Annotated in this window: 14 protein-coding genes and 1 pseudogene; 8 read left to right on the plus strand and 7 right to left on the minus strand. The window is 69.9% G+C overall.

Translation table 11 applies throughout. The features are described 5' to 3' along the window. Positions 1-166 precede the first annotated feature (166 nt). Positions 167-550: pseudogene (locus ACMXN5_RS33000) on the plus strand (DUF6283 family protein); the annotation flags it as partial. A 9-nt stretch (positions 551-559) separates the two neighbouring features. Here ACMXN5_RS33000 and ACMXN5_RS33005 read toward each other — a convergent pair. Then, the gene (locus tag ACMXN5_RS33005) at positions 560-976 is read right to left on the minus strand and encodes a DUF4232 domain-containing protein (protein ID WP_439681329.1); all 417 of its coding nucleotides are present in this window, start codon (positions 974-976) and stop codon (positions 560-562) included. 679 nt (positions 977-1655) lie between these two features. Between ACMXN5_RS33005 and ACMXN5_RS33010 the strand changes: the two genes are divergently transcribed. The 7 genes from ACMXN5_RS33010 (at position 1656) to ACMXN5_RS33040 (ending at position 11104) form a co-directional block, all read left to right on the plus strand. Then, entirely contained in the window at positions 1656-1838 is a 183-nt protein-coding gene (locus ACMXN5_RS33010) for a hypothetical protein (protein ID WP_439678558.1), read from the plus strand. Positions 1839-2416: 578 nt separating this feature from the next. Beyond that, on the plus strand, positions 2417-4192 hold the full coding sequence (locus ACMXN5_RS33015) for a tetratricopeptide repeat protein (protein WP_439678559.1): 1776 nt from the start codon (positions 2417-2419) through the stop codon (positions 4190-4192). Continuing rightward, complete coding sequence (locus ACMXN5_RS33020; RefSeq protein ID WP_439678560.1) at positions 4125-5321, plus strand: barstar family protein; 1197 nt, start codon at positions 4125-4127, stop codon at positions 5319-5321. The genes ACMXN5_RS33015 and ACMXN5_RS33020 overlap by 68 nt, the downstream gene beginning before the upstream one ends. 1314 nt (positions 5322-6635) lie before the next feature. Then, positions 6636-7829 carry a cytochrome P450 gene (locus ACMXN5_RS33025; protein ID WP_439678561.1) on the plus strand — a complete coding sequence of 398 codons (1194 nt, stop codon included), beginning with the start codon at positions 6636-6638 and terminating at the stop codon, positions 7827-7829. Between the two features lie 88 nt (positions 7830-7917). Continuing rightward, positions 7918-9111, plus strand: a complete 1194-nt coding sequence (locus tag ACMXN5_RS33030) for a cytochrome P450 (protein ID WP_439678562.1) — start codon at positions 7918-7920, stop codon at positions 9109-9111. 36 nt (positions 9112-9147) lie between these two features. Next, positions 9148-10191, plus strand: a complete 1044-nt coding sequence (locus ACMXN5_RS33035) for a methyltransferase (RefSeq protein WP_439678563.1) — start codon at positions 9148-9150, stop codon at positions 10189-10191. A 163-nt stretch (positions 10192-10354) separates the two neighbouring features. Then, positions 10355-11104 (plus strand): AfsR/SARP family transcriptional regulator, encoded by a 750-nt coding sequence (locus ACMXN5_RS33040; RefSeq protein WP_439678564.1) that lies wholly within the window; start codon positions 10355-10357, stop codon positions 11102-11104. Between the two features lie 82 nt (positions 11105-11186). Here the strand turns inward: ACMXN5_RS33040 and ACMXN5_RS33045 are convergent, their stop codons facing one another. The 6 genes from ACMXN5_RS33045 to ACMXN5_RS33070 form a co-directional block, all read right to left on the minus strand. Further along, positions 11187-11720: a flavin reductase family protein gene (locus ACMXN5_RS33045; protein ID WP_439678565.1), complete on the minus strand. Its 534-nt coding sequence runs from the start codon at positions 11718-11720 to the stop codon at positions 11187-11189. Beyond that, the gene (locus ACMXN5_RS33050) at positions 11717-13318 is read right to left on the minus strand and encodes a tryptophan halogenase family protein (RefSeq protein ID WP_439678566.1); all 1602 of its coding nucleotides are present in this window, start codon (positions 13316-13318) and stop codon (positions 11717-11719) included. The genes ACMXN5_RS33045 and ACMXN5_RS33050 overlap by 4 nt, the downstream gene beginning before the upstream one ends. A gap of 252 nt (positions 13319-13570) precedes the next feature. Beyond that, positions 13571-14419 carry an ABC transporter permease gene (locus ACMXN5_RS33055; RefSeq protein ID WP_439678567.1) on the minus strand — a complete coding sequence of 283 codons (849 nt, stop codon included), beginning with the start codon at positions 14417-14419 and terminating at the stop codon, positions 13571-13573. Between the two features lie 211 nt (positions 14420-14630). Continuing rightward, positions 14631-15557 (minus strand): ABC transporter ATP-binding protein, encoded by a 927-nt coding sequence (locus ACMXN5_RS33060; RefSeq protein ID WP_439678568.1) that lies wholly within the window; start codon positions 15555-15557, stop codon positions 14631-14633. A 2-nt stretch (positions 15558-15559) separates the two neighbouring features. After that, positions 15560-16438: a DUF4097 family beta strand repeat-containing protein gene (locus ACMXN5_RS33065; RefSeq protein WP_439678569.1), complete on the minus strand. Its 879-nt coding sequence runs from the start codon at positions 16436-16438 to the stop codon at positions 15560-15562. A 44-nt stretch (positions 16439-16482) separates the two neighbouring features. Continuing rightward, complete coding sequence (locus tag ACMXN5_RS33070) at positions 16483-16977, minus strand: toxin-antitoxin system HicB family antitoxin (protein ID WP_439678570.1); 495 nt, start codon at positions 16975-16977, stop codon at positions 16483-16485. Positions 16978-17005 lie beyond the last annotated feature (28 nt).

A 17005-nucleotide genomic window follows, 5' to 3' on the forward strand; every position in this document is an offset into this window, starting at 1 on the left:
GGGCTGATCCGCCCGCCCTCCCATTCGCCGCGGCCCTGAGGCGGCAACCGCCCGTGGAAGTGCCCGTGCCCCGCGACGGCCTCTCCCGCGCCCGCCCGCCGGCCGGGCATGTTGACGCCCGAACTCCGGCACCATCCCGGCGGGGCGCATCCCGGGTCCGCCGCGAATCACCCGGTCGGGCCGCGAAGCCGCCGTCGACGGCGAGGCCGGGCGTGGTGTCGCGCCCACCTGCGGCCCGCCCGCGGCCCGTCCCTTCGACACCTGCCCGTATCGGCCCGACGTGCCCTCGGGCATCCGGGCGCCCGAGCAGTACGCCAAGCTCCCTCCGTACGATGCGCCGACGCCCGCTCAGCCGGCGGCACTGTGGCAATGCCACGTGATCGACCGCGACGTGCCGGGCGCCCGCGTCTGTGCCGGATGGGTGGGCTGCCACGGCGGTGACGACCTCCCGGCGCTGCGATTGGCCCTGCTCGACGACCGCATCGACGCCGACAACCAACGGGCGGCGATCGAGTACACGTCCCCGGTGCCGCTTCGCCGGTCCGGCGCGTCGTGGGGGTCAGCCGCCTTGGCCGGCGCTGCCGATGGGGCCGACGTCGATCGGGGAACCGGCGCCGTCGACGACCGGGACGGTGGGGGTGCCGGGCCAGTTCAGGGTGATGGTCTTGGTTTCTCCGGGCGGGCTGACCTGGAGGCCGGTGATCTTGACGCCATAGGGGTCGGTGGCGCCGGAAGGGTAGGTGATGCCGAAGGACACCGACGTGTCGCTCTTGAGGGTGAAGGGGTCGGCGGGGGTGCCGACGCGCTTGGCGGACAGGGGCCCCTGGGCAGTCTGGAGGTCGACGCCGGCGAAGCCGGACATCGTGCAGTTGTGGCCGATGTTCTTGAAGGTCACGGCGACGGTGAGTTCGTTGTCGCCGCCGATGGTGGCGTCCTGCGCGGTGGCCCGCAGGTCGTCGGTGCGGCACTTGCCGATCGAACCGTCGTTGCCGCCGCCCTTGCCCGCGCCGGTCGAGCCCTATCCCCCGGAACCCTTCCCGGTGGGCTCCTTCGCGGAGGAGTCCTTCCCGGAGGTGACCTTGCCGGCCGACTCGGTCCCCCCTCCGCTGCCGACCAGGTTGCCGCCGGTGGCCGCCGACGCGAGCGGGGCCGCCGGGGGTGCGACGGGCAAGGAGCCCTGCGCGGCCCCCGCGTTCGAGTTCGAGTCCGATCCCTGGCACGCCGTCATCGACATCGCGCCGCCGAGAACGGCCGCGGAAACGAGAAGGGCAGTGCGACGGTTGCGGAACATGAACGACCCCTTGATAGCCGGTGGTTGGGACCGAAACCCACTCGACCCCTCGGTGCCTTCCCCACCACCATGGCCGCCCCGCCGACCCCGCCAACACCCCGGTCGTCGCACCACAACAGCGCTGTCGCCAACCGGTGACATGGTCACGAGAAGGAACGACAACCACGCCTGTTCGCCCCGCCCCACATCCCCGAAACACCACGTCCTGCCTGCTCACGGCCGTGACGGGTCGTCCCGGACGACAGTGTTACAACACCCTCCACGTGTCTACCGTCTTACCGGAAACGTGCATTGGGCAACGGCGCATGCCCGTTCGCTGTCCAACCTCGGCGTCCAGTTGTCGCAGGTGGGGCGGTGAGCCGAGGTGCTGACCGCGACCGAACAATCCGTCGAGAGCTACCAGCGGTACGTGGCCACGCTGCCGTCCGTCCTGCCGTTGCTGCTCCGAGTGCGGGGCTTTCAGGCGGTGTTGCTCGATGTGCCGGGGCGTGAGGAGGAGGCGCGGGAAGTCCGCCGCTGGGTCGACGGCAATCAACCTCCCGCCTGATTCGCACGATCGACCATATGTGAGAGTTCCGCGAGAGATCCGGAACCTGGTCCGTTTCCGCAGGTGGGCTTTCGCAGAAGTCCTCTCGAAACCCGCACGTTCTGCGAGGCGCGGCCACGAGGTCCTGCTCGGCCGCCGCGCCCGGACACGACGACAACGACACGCACACGCGAGGAGCTGGACACGTGAACCATCGGCCCTCCGCCTCACGCCTCGTTCGGCACGAACGTCGTTCCTCGATCTGAGGGTTGCGTGCGCGGTGTGCGTGCTTCTCACGCACCCCACCAAACGGGTGGCGCGGGTTGGTGAAGCGGTCCGCGAGACGAGAAGCGGCTGTGTGCACAGGGGCCGGGAGACCGGGATGGATTGTCGGCACCGGCCCCTACGGTGCGGCGGATGGACATCGAACATGCCGACCGGCCGCAGGAGTTGTTCCACCGGGTACCGCCGAACACCGTCGCTTTCCTGCTCGAGCGCGGACACGTGGACGCGGTGGTGGAGGCGGCGCGCCGAGGGGAGTGGGACTGCGTTCGGGGCGCGGTGACGCATTTCCTGGCGCTCGGCGAACCGGAGCCGGCGTGGGAGGTGATCGCCCCGTTCGTGACGACGGGTCGCTGGTCGGCCGTCCGGGAGCCGCCCCGGTCCTGCACGCCCTCGGGCGCGGCGAGGAGGCGATCGCGATGGTGCGCGCGCACGCCGAGGGCGGCGAACGTGACGCCTGGAACATCCTGGCCCGGCTCCTGGCCGACAACGGCCGTATCGACGAGGCGATCGAGGCGCTGCGCCCGCGCCTGGGTAACCGGTACCACCTCGACGCCTTGGTCGAGGTCTGCGACGGCCGCGGACGCGATGCCCTGCTCGTCGACCTGCTGCGGCCGCTCAACCACGGGAACGGGCCCTCGAACGCCGGCATCGTGCTCGCGCGGGTGCTGGAGCGTGGCGGCCGGGTGGACGAGGCCGTTGAGGTACTGCGCGCGCGGATCGACGCGGCCAAGTGGACGTCGATCAACGACGTCGAGGAATGGACCGCGATCCTGGCGCGGCACGACCGCCTGGACGAACTACCGCTGCTCGCCGACGGTCGGCACGCCCGCTGGGTCGTCGCGGCCCTGGCGAAACGGCTGGAGGAGTCGGGCGGCGTCGACGAGGCGTTGGAGGTGCTGCGCCGCGCCGCCCGGGAGCAGGTTCCGTACGCCGCGGGCTCGTTGGCGCTGCTGCTCGCGCGCATCGGTCGCCTGGACGAGGCGGTGGAGGCGGTGCACCCGGAGTTGGACGACGCGGACTGCGGGTGCCTGATGTACGGGTTCCTGGAGGTCCTGGTCGCCGGCGGCGGTGCGGCGGCGGCTCTGGACCTGGCCGGAACGGCGGAGCGCAATCCGCACGTCGCGGAGTACGCGAGGAGTCTGCGGCCGTGGTTGCTCTCCGAGGCCGGACGGGCGGAGGAGGCGATCGCCGAGGTCGTCGCCCGGAACGAGAACGAGGACGACCGGCATGCCGTCCAGGACTTGGCCCGACTGCTGGATTCGCAGGGCAGGGTCGACGAGGCGATCGCCGCGCTGTGGGAGTACGCCGCAGACACCGGCTTTGGCCGCGCGCGACTGGCCCGCATGTTGATCGGACAGGGACGGGTCGAGGACGCGGTCGCGATGCACCAGCTGCCGGAACCCTCCGTTCCGTGGCCGGCAGACGATCCCTGGGGCGCCCCGCCGTGGAACCCCCGCCTCCGGAGGAGCGGTAGTGAGGGATGGTCGAGGTTCGGCGATGTCCGGGACCTTGCGGATTGTCGTATCGGCGAACCCGCCCGAGGCCTGGTCTACAACACCCGCACGCCGGCCATCACCGCGTCGTCGACCGGGTGCGCACACGACACCGCGACGCCCCGGCCCGGTGCGAGGTTGCCCGCCCGGTGGAATGCCCGACGGGCGCGCCGCCGAGAGGCGAGGCCCCCGCCGCCCGGATCCGACGTCGATGGGCCCGATCGGGTTCGCAATCCGCGCGTGGCGCCGCTCATGCGAGCTCGGCACCGTGACCGGCGCCCGCCCGGCGTCCTCGTGCCCGGTGCACCCGGTCACCGCGAGCAACACACCTGCCGGGAAACCGCGTTCGCGACACCTCACGCACGCCCCGTATCGAGGGTCCGGGCGGCCACAACGCCCGGCCGGCCGTCGCCTCGTACTCGGCGGACCCGCGGGGAGCGTCATTCCAGGCAAGTGATATTCGGAGGGCTTCGGCGTCGGCGAGCCGTAGGGTTGGCCCGCCGAGACGGCCTGGTGGCAGGGGACAAGCGTGCGGTCCGAGGAACATGTGGGGTGGGAGCGGGACTTCCCCGTCCGGTATCTCCTGGTTCAGGGTGATGTCGGCGATGAGGAGGAGGGTGTGCTGTGGGGGCGGTGCACGGAGGTAGAGGGCCTGTTCGTGGACGCGCCTGCGCTGCCGCGTGAGGTCCTGACGCTGCGCGGCTGCCCGCGCGAGAGCCCGCTGGTGCGGGCCGTGGCGGCCGGCGCCGAAACGGTGCGGCTGCTGGGGGACGGAATGCTCTCGATCGAGCCGGTGGATGCCTCAAACGACGGGCCGGCCCGCTTCTGGGACCTGCAGGACACCGCTGTCCTGGCCCAGTGGCCCACGCCGGGCGATCCCGGGCGCGTGGACATCGTCGTGGGCACCGGCGTCAGGAGGGAGGACGACTTCCGGGGCGGCAAGCGGCTGCCTTCGAGTCCGCGGTTCGACCTGTGGTTCCCCTCGATCCGGGGGGATGGCCCATCGGGCGGTTGCCGTTCCGTCGACGGGCTGTTCACCCCGCGCCCGCGGCGACCCAGCCGGCCCGTGCACCTGATCGGCTGCGAACCCGCCGAACCGCTGCTGACCTTGCTGTGTCGCCCCGCTCCGCAGAAGGGCGAACCGATCACGCTCCGGTGCCTCGATCGCGACGGCCGGACGATGACCGGGTACCGTCTCGACCCGGAGACCGTCGAGGCACGCCCATCCGTCCTCGGCGGAGCCCTGATCGACGTCACCGTCACCGACCCCGGTGACGACCGCCCCACCCCGGCCGCTCGCGCAGTCTGGGAGATCTGGTCCGCCGGTGTTCCCACGAGGCCCAACCAGTGGGCACGGTTCGACGCCGAGGGCCGATCCGAGTGGCTGGACCTCACCCGCGTCGGCCCGTACGGGCCGGACGGCCTCTCCGGCGGGACGTACCACCTGGACGGACAGCACGTCACCGACAGGACCGGCCTGCTCCTGGCGCTCGGCGAAGCCCTGCTCGGCCCCGGCGCCAATTACGGGACATGCCTTGACTCGGTAATGGACTGTTTGTGCGGCGGGCCCTCCGTCATCCCCCCGTTCACCCTCGTTTGGCACCATGCCGACATCGCCCGCCGCGCCCTCGCCGGACACATCCTGCACCACCTCGGCGGTGAGTCCTACTTCGAGGCGACCGTGAACCTCCTGCGCGAGTACGGCGTCACCGTCGTACTCCGGTGAACCGGTGACGGCGCCCGACCCGCCCCCGTGCGGAGTCGATGCACCAGACGCAACTCCGCCTACCTTTCGGATGGACGCGTCAAACGCAGTCCGGTGTCCCGACGATGGGGGCCGGGACGGCGAGCAGGTTGTACGGCGGTCTCGGCGCGACGTCGCCCGTCGGGGGTAACGACGACTCGGTGTCGGGTGGGCCGCTCGGGGTACCCACCGGGTTCTCCCGTGGCGATACGGCTTCAACTATGCGCCCCACGCGTCCCGAGAATTCCTCGTCCGCTCTGCCGCCGAGTACAAGTCGGTCAGCCGTCGATCGCCCACGGCACATCGGCCGGCGGGATGCCCGCAGGGACGATGTGCCGGACGCGGTCCGCGCCGCGCTGCCCGCGCAACTGGGCGGCGCGGCGGGCACTTCAGGGGCAGTTCGAAGACCGGGTCTGACACAGGAATCGGCAACTCCATGACAGAACAACCTGCTTCTGTCAGGCACCCGACGTCAGTCGATGGTTCACCTGTGGCAGTCGAAACGATCACGGTCATTCATACCCCGACCAGCACATAAGCACCCGTAGCCCGCATCAACCCGGCTGACGACCAACCACCGCTGGGGGCGAATTCGTGTTTGCGCAGGGTTTTGGTGCGCAGGCGCCTGACCGAAGGCCGCGTGGTGCCTCGCGGCACTCCGGGGTGGAATGCGCCGGGGAGTAACCGGCGGCCATCGGGTCCGGGACGACAAGGCGCGCCGACGGCGGGGCGACGTGTACGAGTCGTGTCCCGACGCACTCGTGCTCGCCCTGAACGGTCGCGCGACCCCGGAAATCGTCGCGGCGCTGCGACTCGCACATTCCCCCGATCCGCCCGACGCCGATAGCACGACCGGTATGACCGGTGCGACCGGCAAACACCCGTCCCTCCGGCCGAATCACCGGGCCCACGAGTCGAACCCCGGACTCGTACAAAGAATTCCCGAGAACCCACAGTCGATCGGGGCACTCGGGGTGTGTGCGTCGGGAGATGTCCCGTCGGCAGGACATCCTCGAATCATCGCGCATCGCACCCGGCTCGGGATATGTCGGTCGCGTCGAAAGGAAAGCGCGACCGCCGTTCCGGGCGGCGTGGTTCGTCGGGGGACCGTGACCTTGACAGTTCGAAGGTGCCGCTGAAAGGCTCGAACGGAGCTGGATCGGTATCCGGTCGTTTTCTCGAACCGGCGTCCCAGCGCCTTCATCGGGCCGGCCACAGAGCGATCATACGCGGCCGAGAGCCGGATCATCAATTACGGCTCGGGGTACTTGAGACTTCTACGGAAGGAAACTTCCTGTGAGCGCACTCGTCGATCAGTGGAATATTCACCCGGAACATTTCTGGTTGCACGGCAAACGACCCGCCAAGATCGTCGAGTACGACGAAAAACTACAGATGTGGAACATCTACGGGTATCCCGAGTCGGTCAACATACTCAGCCGGCCGAAGGTCTTCTCCAACGATTCCGCCCACCTGTCCCCCATTCCGATCGACCCGGCCATCTGTGAGGGCGACTTCGCCCAGATGGATCCGCCCGAGCACCGTCAGGTACGCGGTCTGGTGGATCGTTCCTTCACCCCGAGACTCGTGGCCGACATGCAGCCGCGCGTGCATCGGATAGTCGAGGAACTGCTCGACGACATCGCGGATCGGGATCGGTTCGACCTGGTGGCCGACTTCGCGAACCCGCTGCCCGTGCTCGTCATCTCCGACCTGCTGGGCGTACCGCGCAGCGACCGGGGGCTGTTCCGGAACTGGATGCATCAGTTGCTCGACGGCGCGGAGGAGTTGGCGCCGCCCGAGACCTTGGAGGAGATGGAGGCCCAACTGGAGAAAGGATTCGCGTTGTTGCGCGAGATGCGCGACTACTGGAGCGAACACGCCGCGGATCGCAGGCGCACGCCGAGGGAGGATCTGCTGAGCCACCTCGTGCACGTGACATTGGACGGCGAGCGACTCTCCGACGGGGCGATATTCAATATCGCCAACCGGCTGCTGATTGCCGGGCACCACACGACTTCCATGCTGATCGCCAACACGATGTTGTGTCTGGAGGCGTTCCCCGATCAGGCAAAGCGCGTACGCGCGGACCGGTCGCTGATGCCGAGTCTGATCGAAGAATCCATTCGCTTCCTCAGTCCGCTCTCCGGGATCATGCGCGTGGTCGCCGAGGACACCGAGATCGGCGGACATCACTTCACCAAGGACCAGATGGTGATGGTGTGGTGCGGCGCGGCGAATCGGGACGAGCGCCAGTTCCCCGACCCGAACGCCTTCGACGCGGCCCGCTCCCCCAATGTGCACATCGGTTTCGGCCGGGGCGTGCACTTTTGCCTGGGCCGGCGGCTGGCCCGAGCCGAGGGCCGCATCGCGGTGGACGCGCTGCTCGACCGCTTTCCCGCATTGCGCACCGACCCCGACCACGCGCCGACGTTCTTCCGGGTGATCGACGCGAGCGGCCTGGAATCGATGCCCGTGCTGACCCGGTGAGCACCCCGCCCACCCCCACCGTCCGGGCCGAACGCCCGGCCCGTTCGGTCGAGTTCCCGCACGCGTTCCGTGACGAAGGAGAAACACGATGACGACGGTCGTAGACCGGTGGAACATCCATCCCGATCACCGCTGGCTGCGTGGGGAACGGCCCGACGCGCCGATCACGTTCGACGAGGCGCAGGGTGTGTGGAACGTCTACGGCTACGCCGAGTGCCTGGAGATGCTCGGGGACGCCGCGCGGTTCTCCTCGCACACCGCGCGGCTGCTTCCGGTCACCGTGGACCCGTCGCTCATGGAGGGCGACATGTCCCAGATGGACCCGCCCCAGCACCGCAAGTTCCGGCAGTTGGTCAGCCGCGCGTTCACCCCTCGGCTGATCGCCGGCATGGAGACGCGGATCGTGGAGATCACCACCGAGCTGCTCGATCGGGTGGAGGGAAAGCCCGAACTCGAACTCGTCGCCGACCTGACCTTCCCGCTGCCGGTCATCGTGATCGCCGAGTTGCTCGGCGTTCCGGCGAGCGATCGCGACATGTTCAAGAAGTGGGCCGACAACATCATCGCGAGCTTCAGCGGCTTCTCCTTCCTGGACGACAGCGAGCAGGGCCGCCGGGACATCAGCGACGCGACCGAGCAGCTCCGGCCGCTGCTGGAGTACCTGGCCGGGCACGTGGCCGAGCGTCGGCGGCACCCGCGCGAGGATCTGCTCACGCACCTGGCCACGGCCGAGATCGACGGCGAGCGGCTCACCGACAACGAGGTCGTCAACGTCGCGAACATCATGCTGGTCACCGGGCACATCACCACCACGATGCTGCTCGGCAACACGGTGTTGTGCCTGGACGCGTACGAGGAGCAGGGCGCCCGCGTGCGCGCGGATCGATCGCTCGTCCCGGGCGCCATCGAGGAGGCCCTGCGGATGTTGCCGCCCTCGACGGCGATGACCCGGGCCACCAACGTCGACGTCGCGCTGTCGGGGGTCGAGATCCCCAAGGACCGAATGCTCATGTTGTGGCTCGGGGCCGCCAACCGCGACCCGGGCGTGTTCGCCGATCCGGGCATCTATCGACCGGAGCGCGACCCCAACCCGCACCTGGGCTTCGGACGGGGCATCCACTACTGCATCGGCGCGGGGTTGACCCAGATGGAGGGGCGCATCGCGCTGAACGCGCTGCTCGACCGATTTCCGAGCCTGCGTACCGACCCCGCGAATCCGCCGGAATTCTTCGCCACTCCGGACATGATCGGGGTCAGCTCGCTGCCGTTGCGCACCGCCTGATCGGCCCGACCACACCACGGGGAGAAACGCTTCACCATGGATCAATCGTTGTCGCAGATGTCATTCGGTTACATTCCCACGGCGATTGTGCGCGCCGCCGCGGAACTCCGGGTCGCCGACGCGCTCGCGGCGGGCCCGCTCGCGGCCGAGCAGGTGGCCGAGCGCACCGGTACGGATCCGGCCGCGTTGCGTCGGCTGCTGCGCGCGCTGGCCGGCCTCGGTCTGCTCGTTCAGGTGGACGGGGAGCGGTTCGCGCTGACCGCACTCGCCGATCCGCTGCGGGCCGAGGCGGCCGAGTCGGCGCTCGACGACATCCTGCTGTCCACCACGCCGGAGTTGTGGTGGGCGTGGGGCGAGTTGTCGCGGATCGTCCGTACCGGCACGACCGCCCGGCACCCCGACACCGGCCTGACCGCGTTCGAGGCGGCGCTGCGCGACGCCGGACACGCGGCGCGGTTCCGCGCGGCCAAGGCGCTGAACAGCCGGGAGTACACGGCGGGTGTGATCGGGGCGTACGACTTCTCCGAGGTGCGCATGCTGGTCGATGTCGGCGGCGACGAGGGCGCGTTGCTGGCCGCCGTGCTGACCGCCGCGCCCGCGCTGCGCGGGGTGTTGTACGAGCGGGCGGAGGCGGTGGAGGCGACGACGGCCGCGCTGGCCCGGGCGGGCGTCGCCGACCGTTGCCGGGTCGTCGCGGGCGATTTCGCCACGGCTCCGGAGGCCGGCGCCGACACGGATCCCGCGGTCGACGCCTACCTGTTCAACCACGTGATCCGCGACCACGACGACGAGCACGCGCGAGCGCTGCTGCGCGCCTGTCGTCGCGTCGCGGCGCCGAACGCCCGGGTGTTGCTGGTGGAGACCATGCTGCCGGCGGTGCCCGGCGCGGCGGACTCCGCGAGTTACGGGCTCACCGATCTCAACAACCTGGTCTACGCGGGCGGTCGGGAACGCACCGAAGCCGAGTATCGCGAATTGTTGGCCTCGGCGGACCTGACCCTCACCGCCGTGTTCGACCTGCCGACCACCGCGGCCGGCATGCCCGACTATCACCTGATCGAGGCGAGGCCCACCGCGTAGCCGGGCCGGACGCGCTCGCCCGCGCCCGCGTACCGGGCTCGGGCGAGTTCGCGGCACGGCCGGCGGACTCGCCCGAGCCCGGTGTGCGGGCAACCCGCAGGGCCTGTCGGGGCGGGGCGGTGGCGAAGCAGACCGAGACCGAGTATCCGTGAGGTCGTGTGAGATGGAATATCGCATTCTGGGGCCGGTCGAGATCCTGGACGGCGGCACCCGGATTCCACTGGACGGGGTGAAACAGCGCACGGTTCTCGCGGCCTTGCTCCTGGCGGAGGGGCGTTTCCTCTCGGACTCCGAACTGAGCACATTATTATGGGGGTTCGATCCACCGGCGACGCTGAAGGCACAGATCTACAACTATGTCTCCCGGCTGCGCAAGACGGTCGGCCACAGTCTGAGCATCACGCGCCGTTCGCCGGGATACCTGATGCGGATCGACAAGGATTTCTTCGATCTCCTCGAGTTCGAGCGGCTGGCCGCACGCGGGCAATCGGCGTTGCTGGCCCGGCGCTACGAGGAGGCCGGCCGATTGTTGCGCGACGCGCTGGCGCTGTGGCACGGTCCGGCCCTGGCCGATGTCTCGGAGCATTTGACCAACGCGGAGGGGCCGCGGATCGAGGAGGCCCGCACCTCGGTGATCGAGAGCCTGGTCGAGGCCGAGTTGGCGCTGGGCCGGCACGCGCGGGTACTGCCCGAACTGACCAGGCTGGTGGGGCAGTACCCGCTGCGGGAGCGCTTTCGGGCCCAGTTGATGACCACGCTCTACCGGTGTGACCGCCAGGCCGAGGCGCTGGCGCTGTATGAGCGCGGTCGGCGCCTGCTCGCCGACGAACTCGGAGTCGAGCCCGGGGTGTTGCTGCGCGATGTGCACCAGGCCATCCTGACCGCGAGCCCCACCCTGCACTGTCCCGCGTAACGGACCGACGCGGACGACCGCGGCGTCCCGCCCGTGGACGCGAGGCGCGGAAGTCGGGGTGCGGGACGCGGGTCGCCGGCGCTCAGGTACGCGGCCACCGCATGTACCGCCGCAGCCCGTACAGCAGCGGCCAACGGCCGCGCCGTCGGGTGATGCCGAGCACTTCGCCGAACACGACCACGTGATCGCCGACCGGCAGGGTCCGGTCGACGCGGCAGTCGGCGACGGCGTGCGCGTCGGCGGCCAGGTGGGGACTTTCGTGATCGGGGTCGGCGTACCACTCGACGCGCTCGAAGCGGTCCGGCGTGCCGGAGGCGAACAGTTCGGCGGTGGCCTGCGCGTCGTCGTGCAGCAGGTTGACCGCGAAGGCGCCGCGCCGTCTCAGTGCCGCCAGCGTGGGGCTCGCGGCCCGCAGGCACACGAGCAGCGTGGGGGGTTCCAGCGTGACGCTGCACACCGACGAGCAGGTCATGCCCCACGGCCGGCCGTCCGGGTCGGTCGTCGTCACCACGGCCACGCCGGTGGGGAATCCACGCATCATCGCGCGAAATCCCTCCGGCATGGCGGGGCCGTCCGATCGGGTGACCGCGTCGATCGATTCGAGCGATTCGGTCATTGCAGACCGCGCATCCGGGCGAAGTACTCGTACTGGCTGGGCAGGGTCTCGACCAGGTGTCGGGCCTTGTCGCGGATGGCGGCGAACTCCTTGCGCGCGGCCGTCGGGTCGGCCAGGGCCAGAGCCGGCGACGGGCGCAGCTCGATGCCGCCGGTGCCGAGCAGGATGCACATGTACGAGTAGGGCGGCAGCCCGTGGTAGTACGGGAACACGGTCTCGCTGTCCGGCAGACGCACCTGCCAGCGCTCGATCCGCTCGGCGAGCGCGTCCGGGATGGCCCGGGTCTTGGTGTCCTTCCAGTACTGCGTGTCGTCGCGGGCCGCGCCCTTGTAGTGCAGGACCAGAAACTCCCTGACTCCGTCCATCACGTTGGCGATCGCGGAGTTGTACATCTCGCGCATCCTGGGGTTCCAGTCGGCGGCCGGGAAGTACTTGACCAGTTGTTCGATCGCGTGGTGGATGAAGAAGATGCCGGTGGATTCGAGCGGTTCGACGAATCCGCTGGACAGTCCGATGCCGACGCAGTTGTTGGCCCACGATTCCCGGCTGCGTCCGATGCGCATGCGGATGTGGTTGGCCTCGACGTCGGCCGCCTCGGGGCCGACGAATTCGCGCAGCGTGCGCTCGGCCTCCTCGGGTGTGCAGTAGTCCTTGGCGTAGACGTAGCCGGTCCCGATCCGGCCGAACAGCGGGATGGTCCAGATCCAGCCGGCGTCCTGGGCGGTGGCGGTGGTGCACGGGCGAATGCCGCGGCGCTTCATGTCGAGCGGTACCTGCAGGGCCACCGCGCTGTCGTTGGGCAGGGTGTCCTGGTAGGAGACGAACGGGACTTCGAGCGCCTTGTTCAACAGCAGGCCGCGAAATCCGGTGCAGTCGACGAAGAGGTCGCCCTCGAGGTCGCCGTGCTGCCTGGTGCGCACGTTGGCGATCCAGCCGCGGTCGTCGAGCGTGACGTCCTCGACGTCGTCGACGATGTGCCGCACGCCGCGTTGCACCGAGTAGTCGGTGAGGAACTTGGCGAGCAGCGCGGCCTCGAAGTGGTAGGCGTACGGGAACTGGGTCTTGCCCTGGTGCTCGGACATGGTCAGGCCGACGGGCTCCTCGGCGCCGGTGTACTCCTGTTCGAGCATTCTGCCGTCCAGGTGCCGGGGGCTGCGGCCGGCGTCGCACAGGTTGGCCATCACGAAGCAGTCGGTGTCGAAGCGTTCGCCGGGGCCGTTGTGCAACCACCAGTCACTCAGGGGGAACCCGTCGACCGAGCGCATCTGTTCGAACGGGTGATAGAAGTGATGCCCCGGCTTGCGCCAGTTCTCGAACCGGACGGCCAGCTTGTAGGTGGCGTTGCAGGCCGGCATCCAATCCTCTTCCTTGAGGTCGAGGAACTCGAAGAAGTGCCGGATGTCGCTGAAGGTCGCCTCGCCGACCCCGATCGTACCGATTCTGCCGGATTCGACGAGGGTGATCGATATGCGGTCGGCGAACGCCGCCTTCAGATATGCGGCGGTCATCCAACCCGCGGTTCCGCCACCAACGATAACGACTTTGTCGGGGTTCTTCGTATTCACGTCAATACCTCGGTTCGCTGCGTCGGCCTCCATGCGGCTCGGGCGTCCGCCCGATACCAACCACCATGACCTTCGCGACTATCCGTCTTCTATATCGTGGCTACGACGGCAGCATTTTCCCGGAAAATGCGCGCGGTTTTGGGGATTTCGCGGGTACCCGGAATGGAGAAGCCCCCGCCGGCGCGGTGGAGTCGAAACTCGACCGGGTCGGAACGGGGGCGTGGTGGCGACGTGCGAAGGCCCCGGTGGCCGGCACAAGCCGCCCACCGGGGCCTTCCGACGTGCTCAGCCGACGCGCTGCATGGCCCGCTCGCGGCGCTCGGCCACGCTCGACCCCGATTCGCGCCGGGCCATTTTGCGCAACACGATCGGCGCGAGGACCAGGCCGACCACGGCCCACGCGCCCAGCACCCCCACGGTCTCCCATTGACGCCAGGAATCGCCGATCTCGACGTCGACCGCGCTGTCGGGCAGCAGCGCGGCGCGCATGCCCAGGCCGAGCCAGTAGACGGGGAAGACCTGCGCGATCCACTGCACCCAGTCGGGCATCGAGGTGATCGGGTAGAAGATCCCGGAGATCCCGATCATGGCGAGGATCGGCAGCAACAGGACGCCCTGGCTGCGGGCGCTGGTGAACACCGAGCCGAGCACCGCGCCGATCGGCAGGGTCGCCAGCAGCCCCAGGGCGAGCACCCAGATCAACGTCACCCAGGCGCCGGAACTGCCGACGGTCAGATCGGAGATGATCAGCATGCCCGGCACCAGGAAGATCGCGAGGTCGACGACCAGGCCGCCGGACACCGAGACGATCTTGCCGACCAGGTACCCGACCATGCCGTTGGGGGTGGCCTTGGCGCGCAGCAGGGTGCCGTCCTCGCGTTCGGCGGTGAGCTGTTGGCTCACGGTGACCATGGCCATCGCCGCGTTCATGCCCAGGATGCTGGGCAACACCAGGGTGCCCAGTTCGAACCCGCTGTCGCCGAAGGAGACGTCACGCAGCGAGAACGTGACGATCAGCATCAGGACGGGCCAGAAGAAGTGGTTGAACAGGTCGCCCACGTTGGTGAACGACTGGCGCAGTTCGATGACACCGCGGGACCAGCCCGCGTGCAGTGCGGTCGTGGTGGGGTTCATCTCGGCTCCTTCGTGGATGCCCCGGTGTCGGTCCGGGGAGGAAACGAAGCTCGTGCGGAGCGGCACGGAAAAAAGCCGTCCCGCCGCCGCGGCGGAACGCGCTGCGCCGTACCCGCGCCGGGCCCGGCCCCGCGCGTGGGAACCCACCCGAAGCCTCGGCCGGCGACCACCGGCGGGCAGAGCGACAGCCGCCCCTCGGGGCGGGCGCGGATCAACGGGCTATCGCCTCGCGCGCGCTGGCGTGAACCGCCTCGGCGCGGGCGGATTCGGCCCGGTGCACCAGGGACAGATAGGTGTCCTCCAGCGAGGCCCGGTGCACCTCCAGTGCGGTGATCGCGTCGCCGTATTCGCGGTAGAGCTCGAAGACGAACTTGGCGGCGGCGTTGGTGGCCCGGGTGTGCCGTTCGCCCTCGTGCGACCAGCGCACCTCGTCCTCGCCGACGATGCTGTGGGCGAGCTCGCGGGCGGTGCCGTCGGCGATGATCCGACCGCCGTCGAGGATCACGATGCGATCCGCGAGCTTCTCGGCCTCGTGCAGGTCGTGGGTGGTGAGCACGATCGTGGTCTCCTCTTCGGCGGCGAGGCGCTCGACGAGTTCGTGGAACTCGCGGCGGGCCACCGGGTCGAGACCGGCGGTGGGCTCGTCCAAAAACAGCAGTTCGGGGCGGCCGACGATGCCGACGGCGACGTCGAGTCGGCGGCGTTGGCCGCCCGACAGGGTGCGGACCTTCTGGTCGGCGTGCTCGGTCAGGCCGACGGTGGCGACCAAGTCGTCCGCGTCCCAGGGCCGTTGGATGGTCTCGGTGGAGTAGCAGGAGTAGTAGGTACCCAGGTGCGCGAGCAACTCGCGTACGCGCCAGCGGCCGTGGTCGCGCCAGGATTGGAGGACCACGCCGACCCGGGCCCGCCAGCGTTCGTCGCCGTGCGCCGGATCGACGCCCAGCACCTCGACTCGGCCGGCGGAGCGCATGCGAAAGCCCTCCAGGATCTCCAATGTGGTGGTCTTGCCGGCTCCGTTGGGTCCGAGCAGGCACAGCACCTCGCCGTGTCGGACTCGCAGGTTCACGTCCTTCAGGACCTCGGTCGCGCCATAGCGCATGCGCAGGCCCTCGGTCTCGAGCACGATCTTCTCGCTCATCGTCAATCCCCTCGTCGTCCAAGTGGTGCTCGGGAGCGGCTGATCGTCACGTCGCCGTCGAAGGTGCGGGCGCGGATCTCGACGACCTCGCCGGCACGTCCGGGACCGTGCACCGGGTCGAGTAGGTTGCGCATGCGGCCCGAGACCGTGCTCACGTCGAAGCCGGCCGTGCTGCCCTCCCGGACGCCGACGGCAATCGCCCCGGAGACGGTGGTGAGTCGGATTCGACCGCGGCCGGCCTCACCGATGCGGACGTCGCCGTGCGCGCCCTTGACCTCGACGTCGGCGTGCGCGCGGGCGATGTCGACGCCGCCCCTGGTGCTGCCGACGCGCAGGTCGCCGATGATCTCGTCGATCGTGGTGTCGCCGCTCTCGTTGCCGATCACCGCGGAACCCTCGATCACGCCCACCCGGATGTCGCCGAAGCTGGTGGTGATCTCGGCGTGGCCCACCACCCGACCGACCCAGACGTTGCCGCCGACGGTGACCGCGCGCAGCGCGCCGGTGTGCTCGAGTCGGATGTCGCTGCGCACGCCCTCGAAGCGGACCTCGCCCAGCCGGCCGTCGGCGCACAACGCGGCCCACGCGGAACCGCCGCGCACGTGCGAGTCCTCGGGCAGGGCGATCCGCACGTCGACCGAACCGCCTCCGTGCGGCGTGGCGAAGCGCCGACCCGGCCCGGTGGGTTCCTTGACCGCGAGTCGGCCGCGCGTGTAGTCGACGCGCACCTGTCGCGCGGCCTTGACGTCGAGGTCGTTGCCGGCGTCGGTGGGGCGTACCTCGACGACGGTGTCACCGCGCTCGCTCGCTTCGACGCGAATGTCGCCCGCGGTGATCGCGATCGTCGCGGTGATCGGGTGGGGGGTGTCGAATACGGCCACGGCGGGTCTCTCGTTCATCGGGTCGGGCGCGGGAAGGGGGCGGGTCATCGGGCCCAGCCGGTGTGCCGCCGGCCGCCGTCGGGCCGGCGCTGTGCCGCGCGGTCCGCGTCGACGCCCAGGGCGGCGTTGGCGGTGCGCACGAGCCACGCGTTGACCGAGTGGCCCTCGCGGGCGGCGGCCTCCTCGATGCGGGCCTTGAGGTGTTCCGGGGGGCGGAAGTTGATCCGCCCGACGGGCCCTTCGTCCTCGCCGGCCGTCGGATCGGGGTCGGCCGGCGGCTCCGGCGGCGGTATGGGTGGCGGTGCGGTGACCACGAAGCCCGGGTCGAGCCCGCGCAGTCGGATGTCGACCGAACCCGGGGCGAGTTCGCGGGTGATCTCGCCGGCCGCACTGGAGAGCGCGCCCAGCAGGGCGAGTCGCACGCAGGAGTCGAGCGAGCCGACCAGGCGCTCGGCGAGCGCGAGATTGCGCTCACCGCCGGCCTCGGCGGCGGCGAGGAACTCGTGGCGGACGTTGTCCACATAGGGCGTCAGGTCCATGACGCCATCATGGCGTTTCGATGGCGCA

This window comes from Embleya australiensis, from assembly GCF_051903075.1.
GTDB lineage: Bacteria > Actinomycetota > Actinomycetes > Streptomycetales > Streptomycetaceae > Embleya.

Bases quoted from the DNA above. Each gene is read 5' to 3' on its own strand.
- ACMXN5_RS33030 (WP_439678562.1), top strand. From the start codon at position 7,918: ATGACGACGGTCGTAGACCGGTGGAACATCCATCCCGATCACCGCTGG.
- ACMXN5_RS33035 (WP_439678563.1), top strand. From the start codon at position 9,148: ATGGATCAATCGTTGTCGCAGATGTCATTCGGTTACATTCCCACGGCG.
- ACMXN5_RS33040 (WP_439678564.1), top strand. From the start codon at position 10,355: ATGGAATATCGCATTCTGGGGCCGGTCGAGATCCTGGACGGCGGCACC.
- ACMXN5_RS33045 (WP_439678565.1), bottom strand. From the start codon at position 11,720: ATGACCGAATCGCTCGAATCGATCGACGCGGTCACCCGATCGGACGGC.
- ACMXN5_RS33050 (WP_439678566.1), bottom strand. From the start codon at position 13,318: ATGGAGGCCGACGCAGCGAACCGAGGTATTGACGTGAATACGAAGAAC.
- ACMXN5_RS33055 (WP_439678567.1), bottom strand. From the start codon at position 14,419: ATGAACCCCACCACGACCGCACTGCACGCGGGCTGGTCCCGCGGTGTC.
- ACMXN5_RS33060 (WP_439678568.1), bottom strand. From the start codon at position 15,557: ATGAGCGAGAAGATCGTGCTCGAGACCGAGGGCCTGCGCATGCGCTAT.
- ACMXN5_RS33070 (WP_439678570.1), bottom strand. From the start codon at position 16,977: ATGGACCTGACGCCCTATGTGGACAACGTCCGCCACGAGTTCCTCGCC.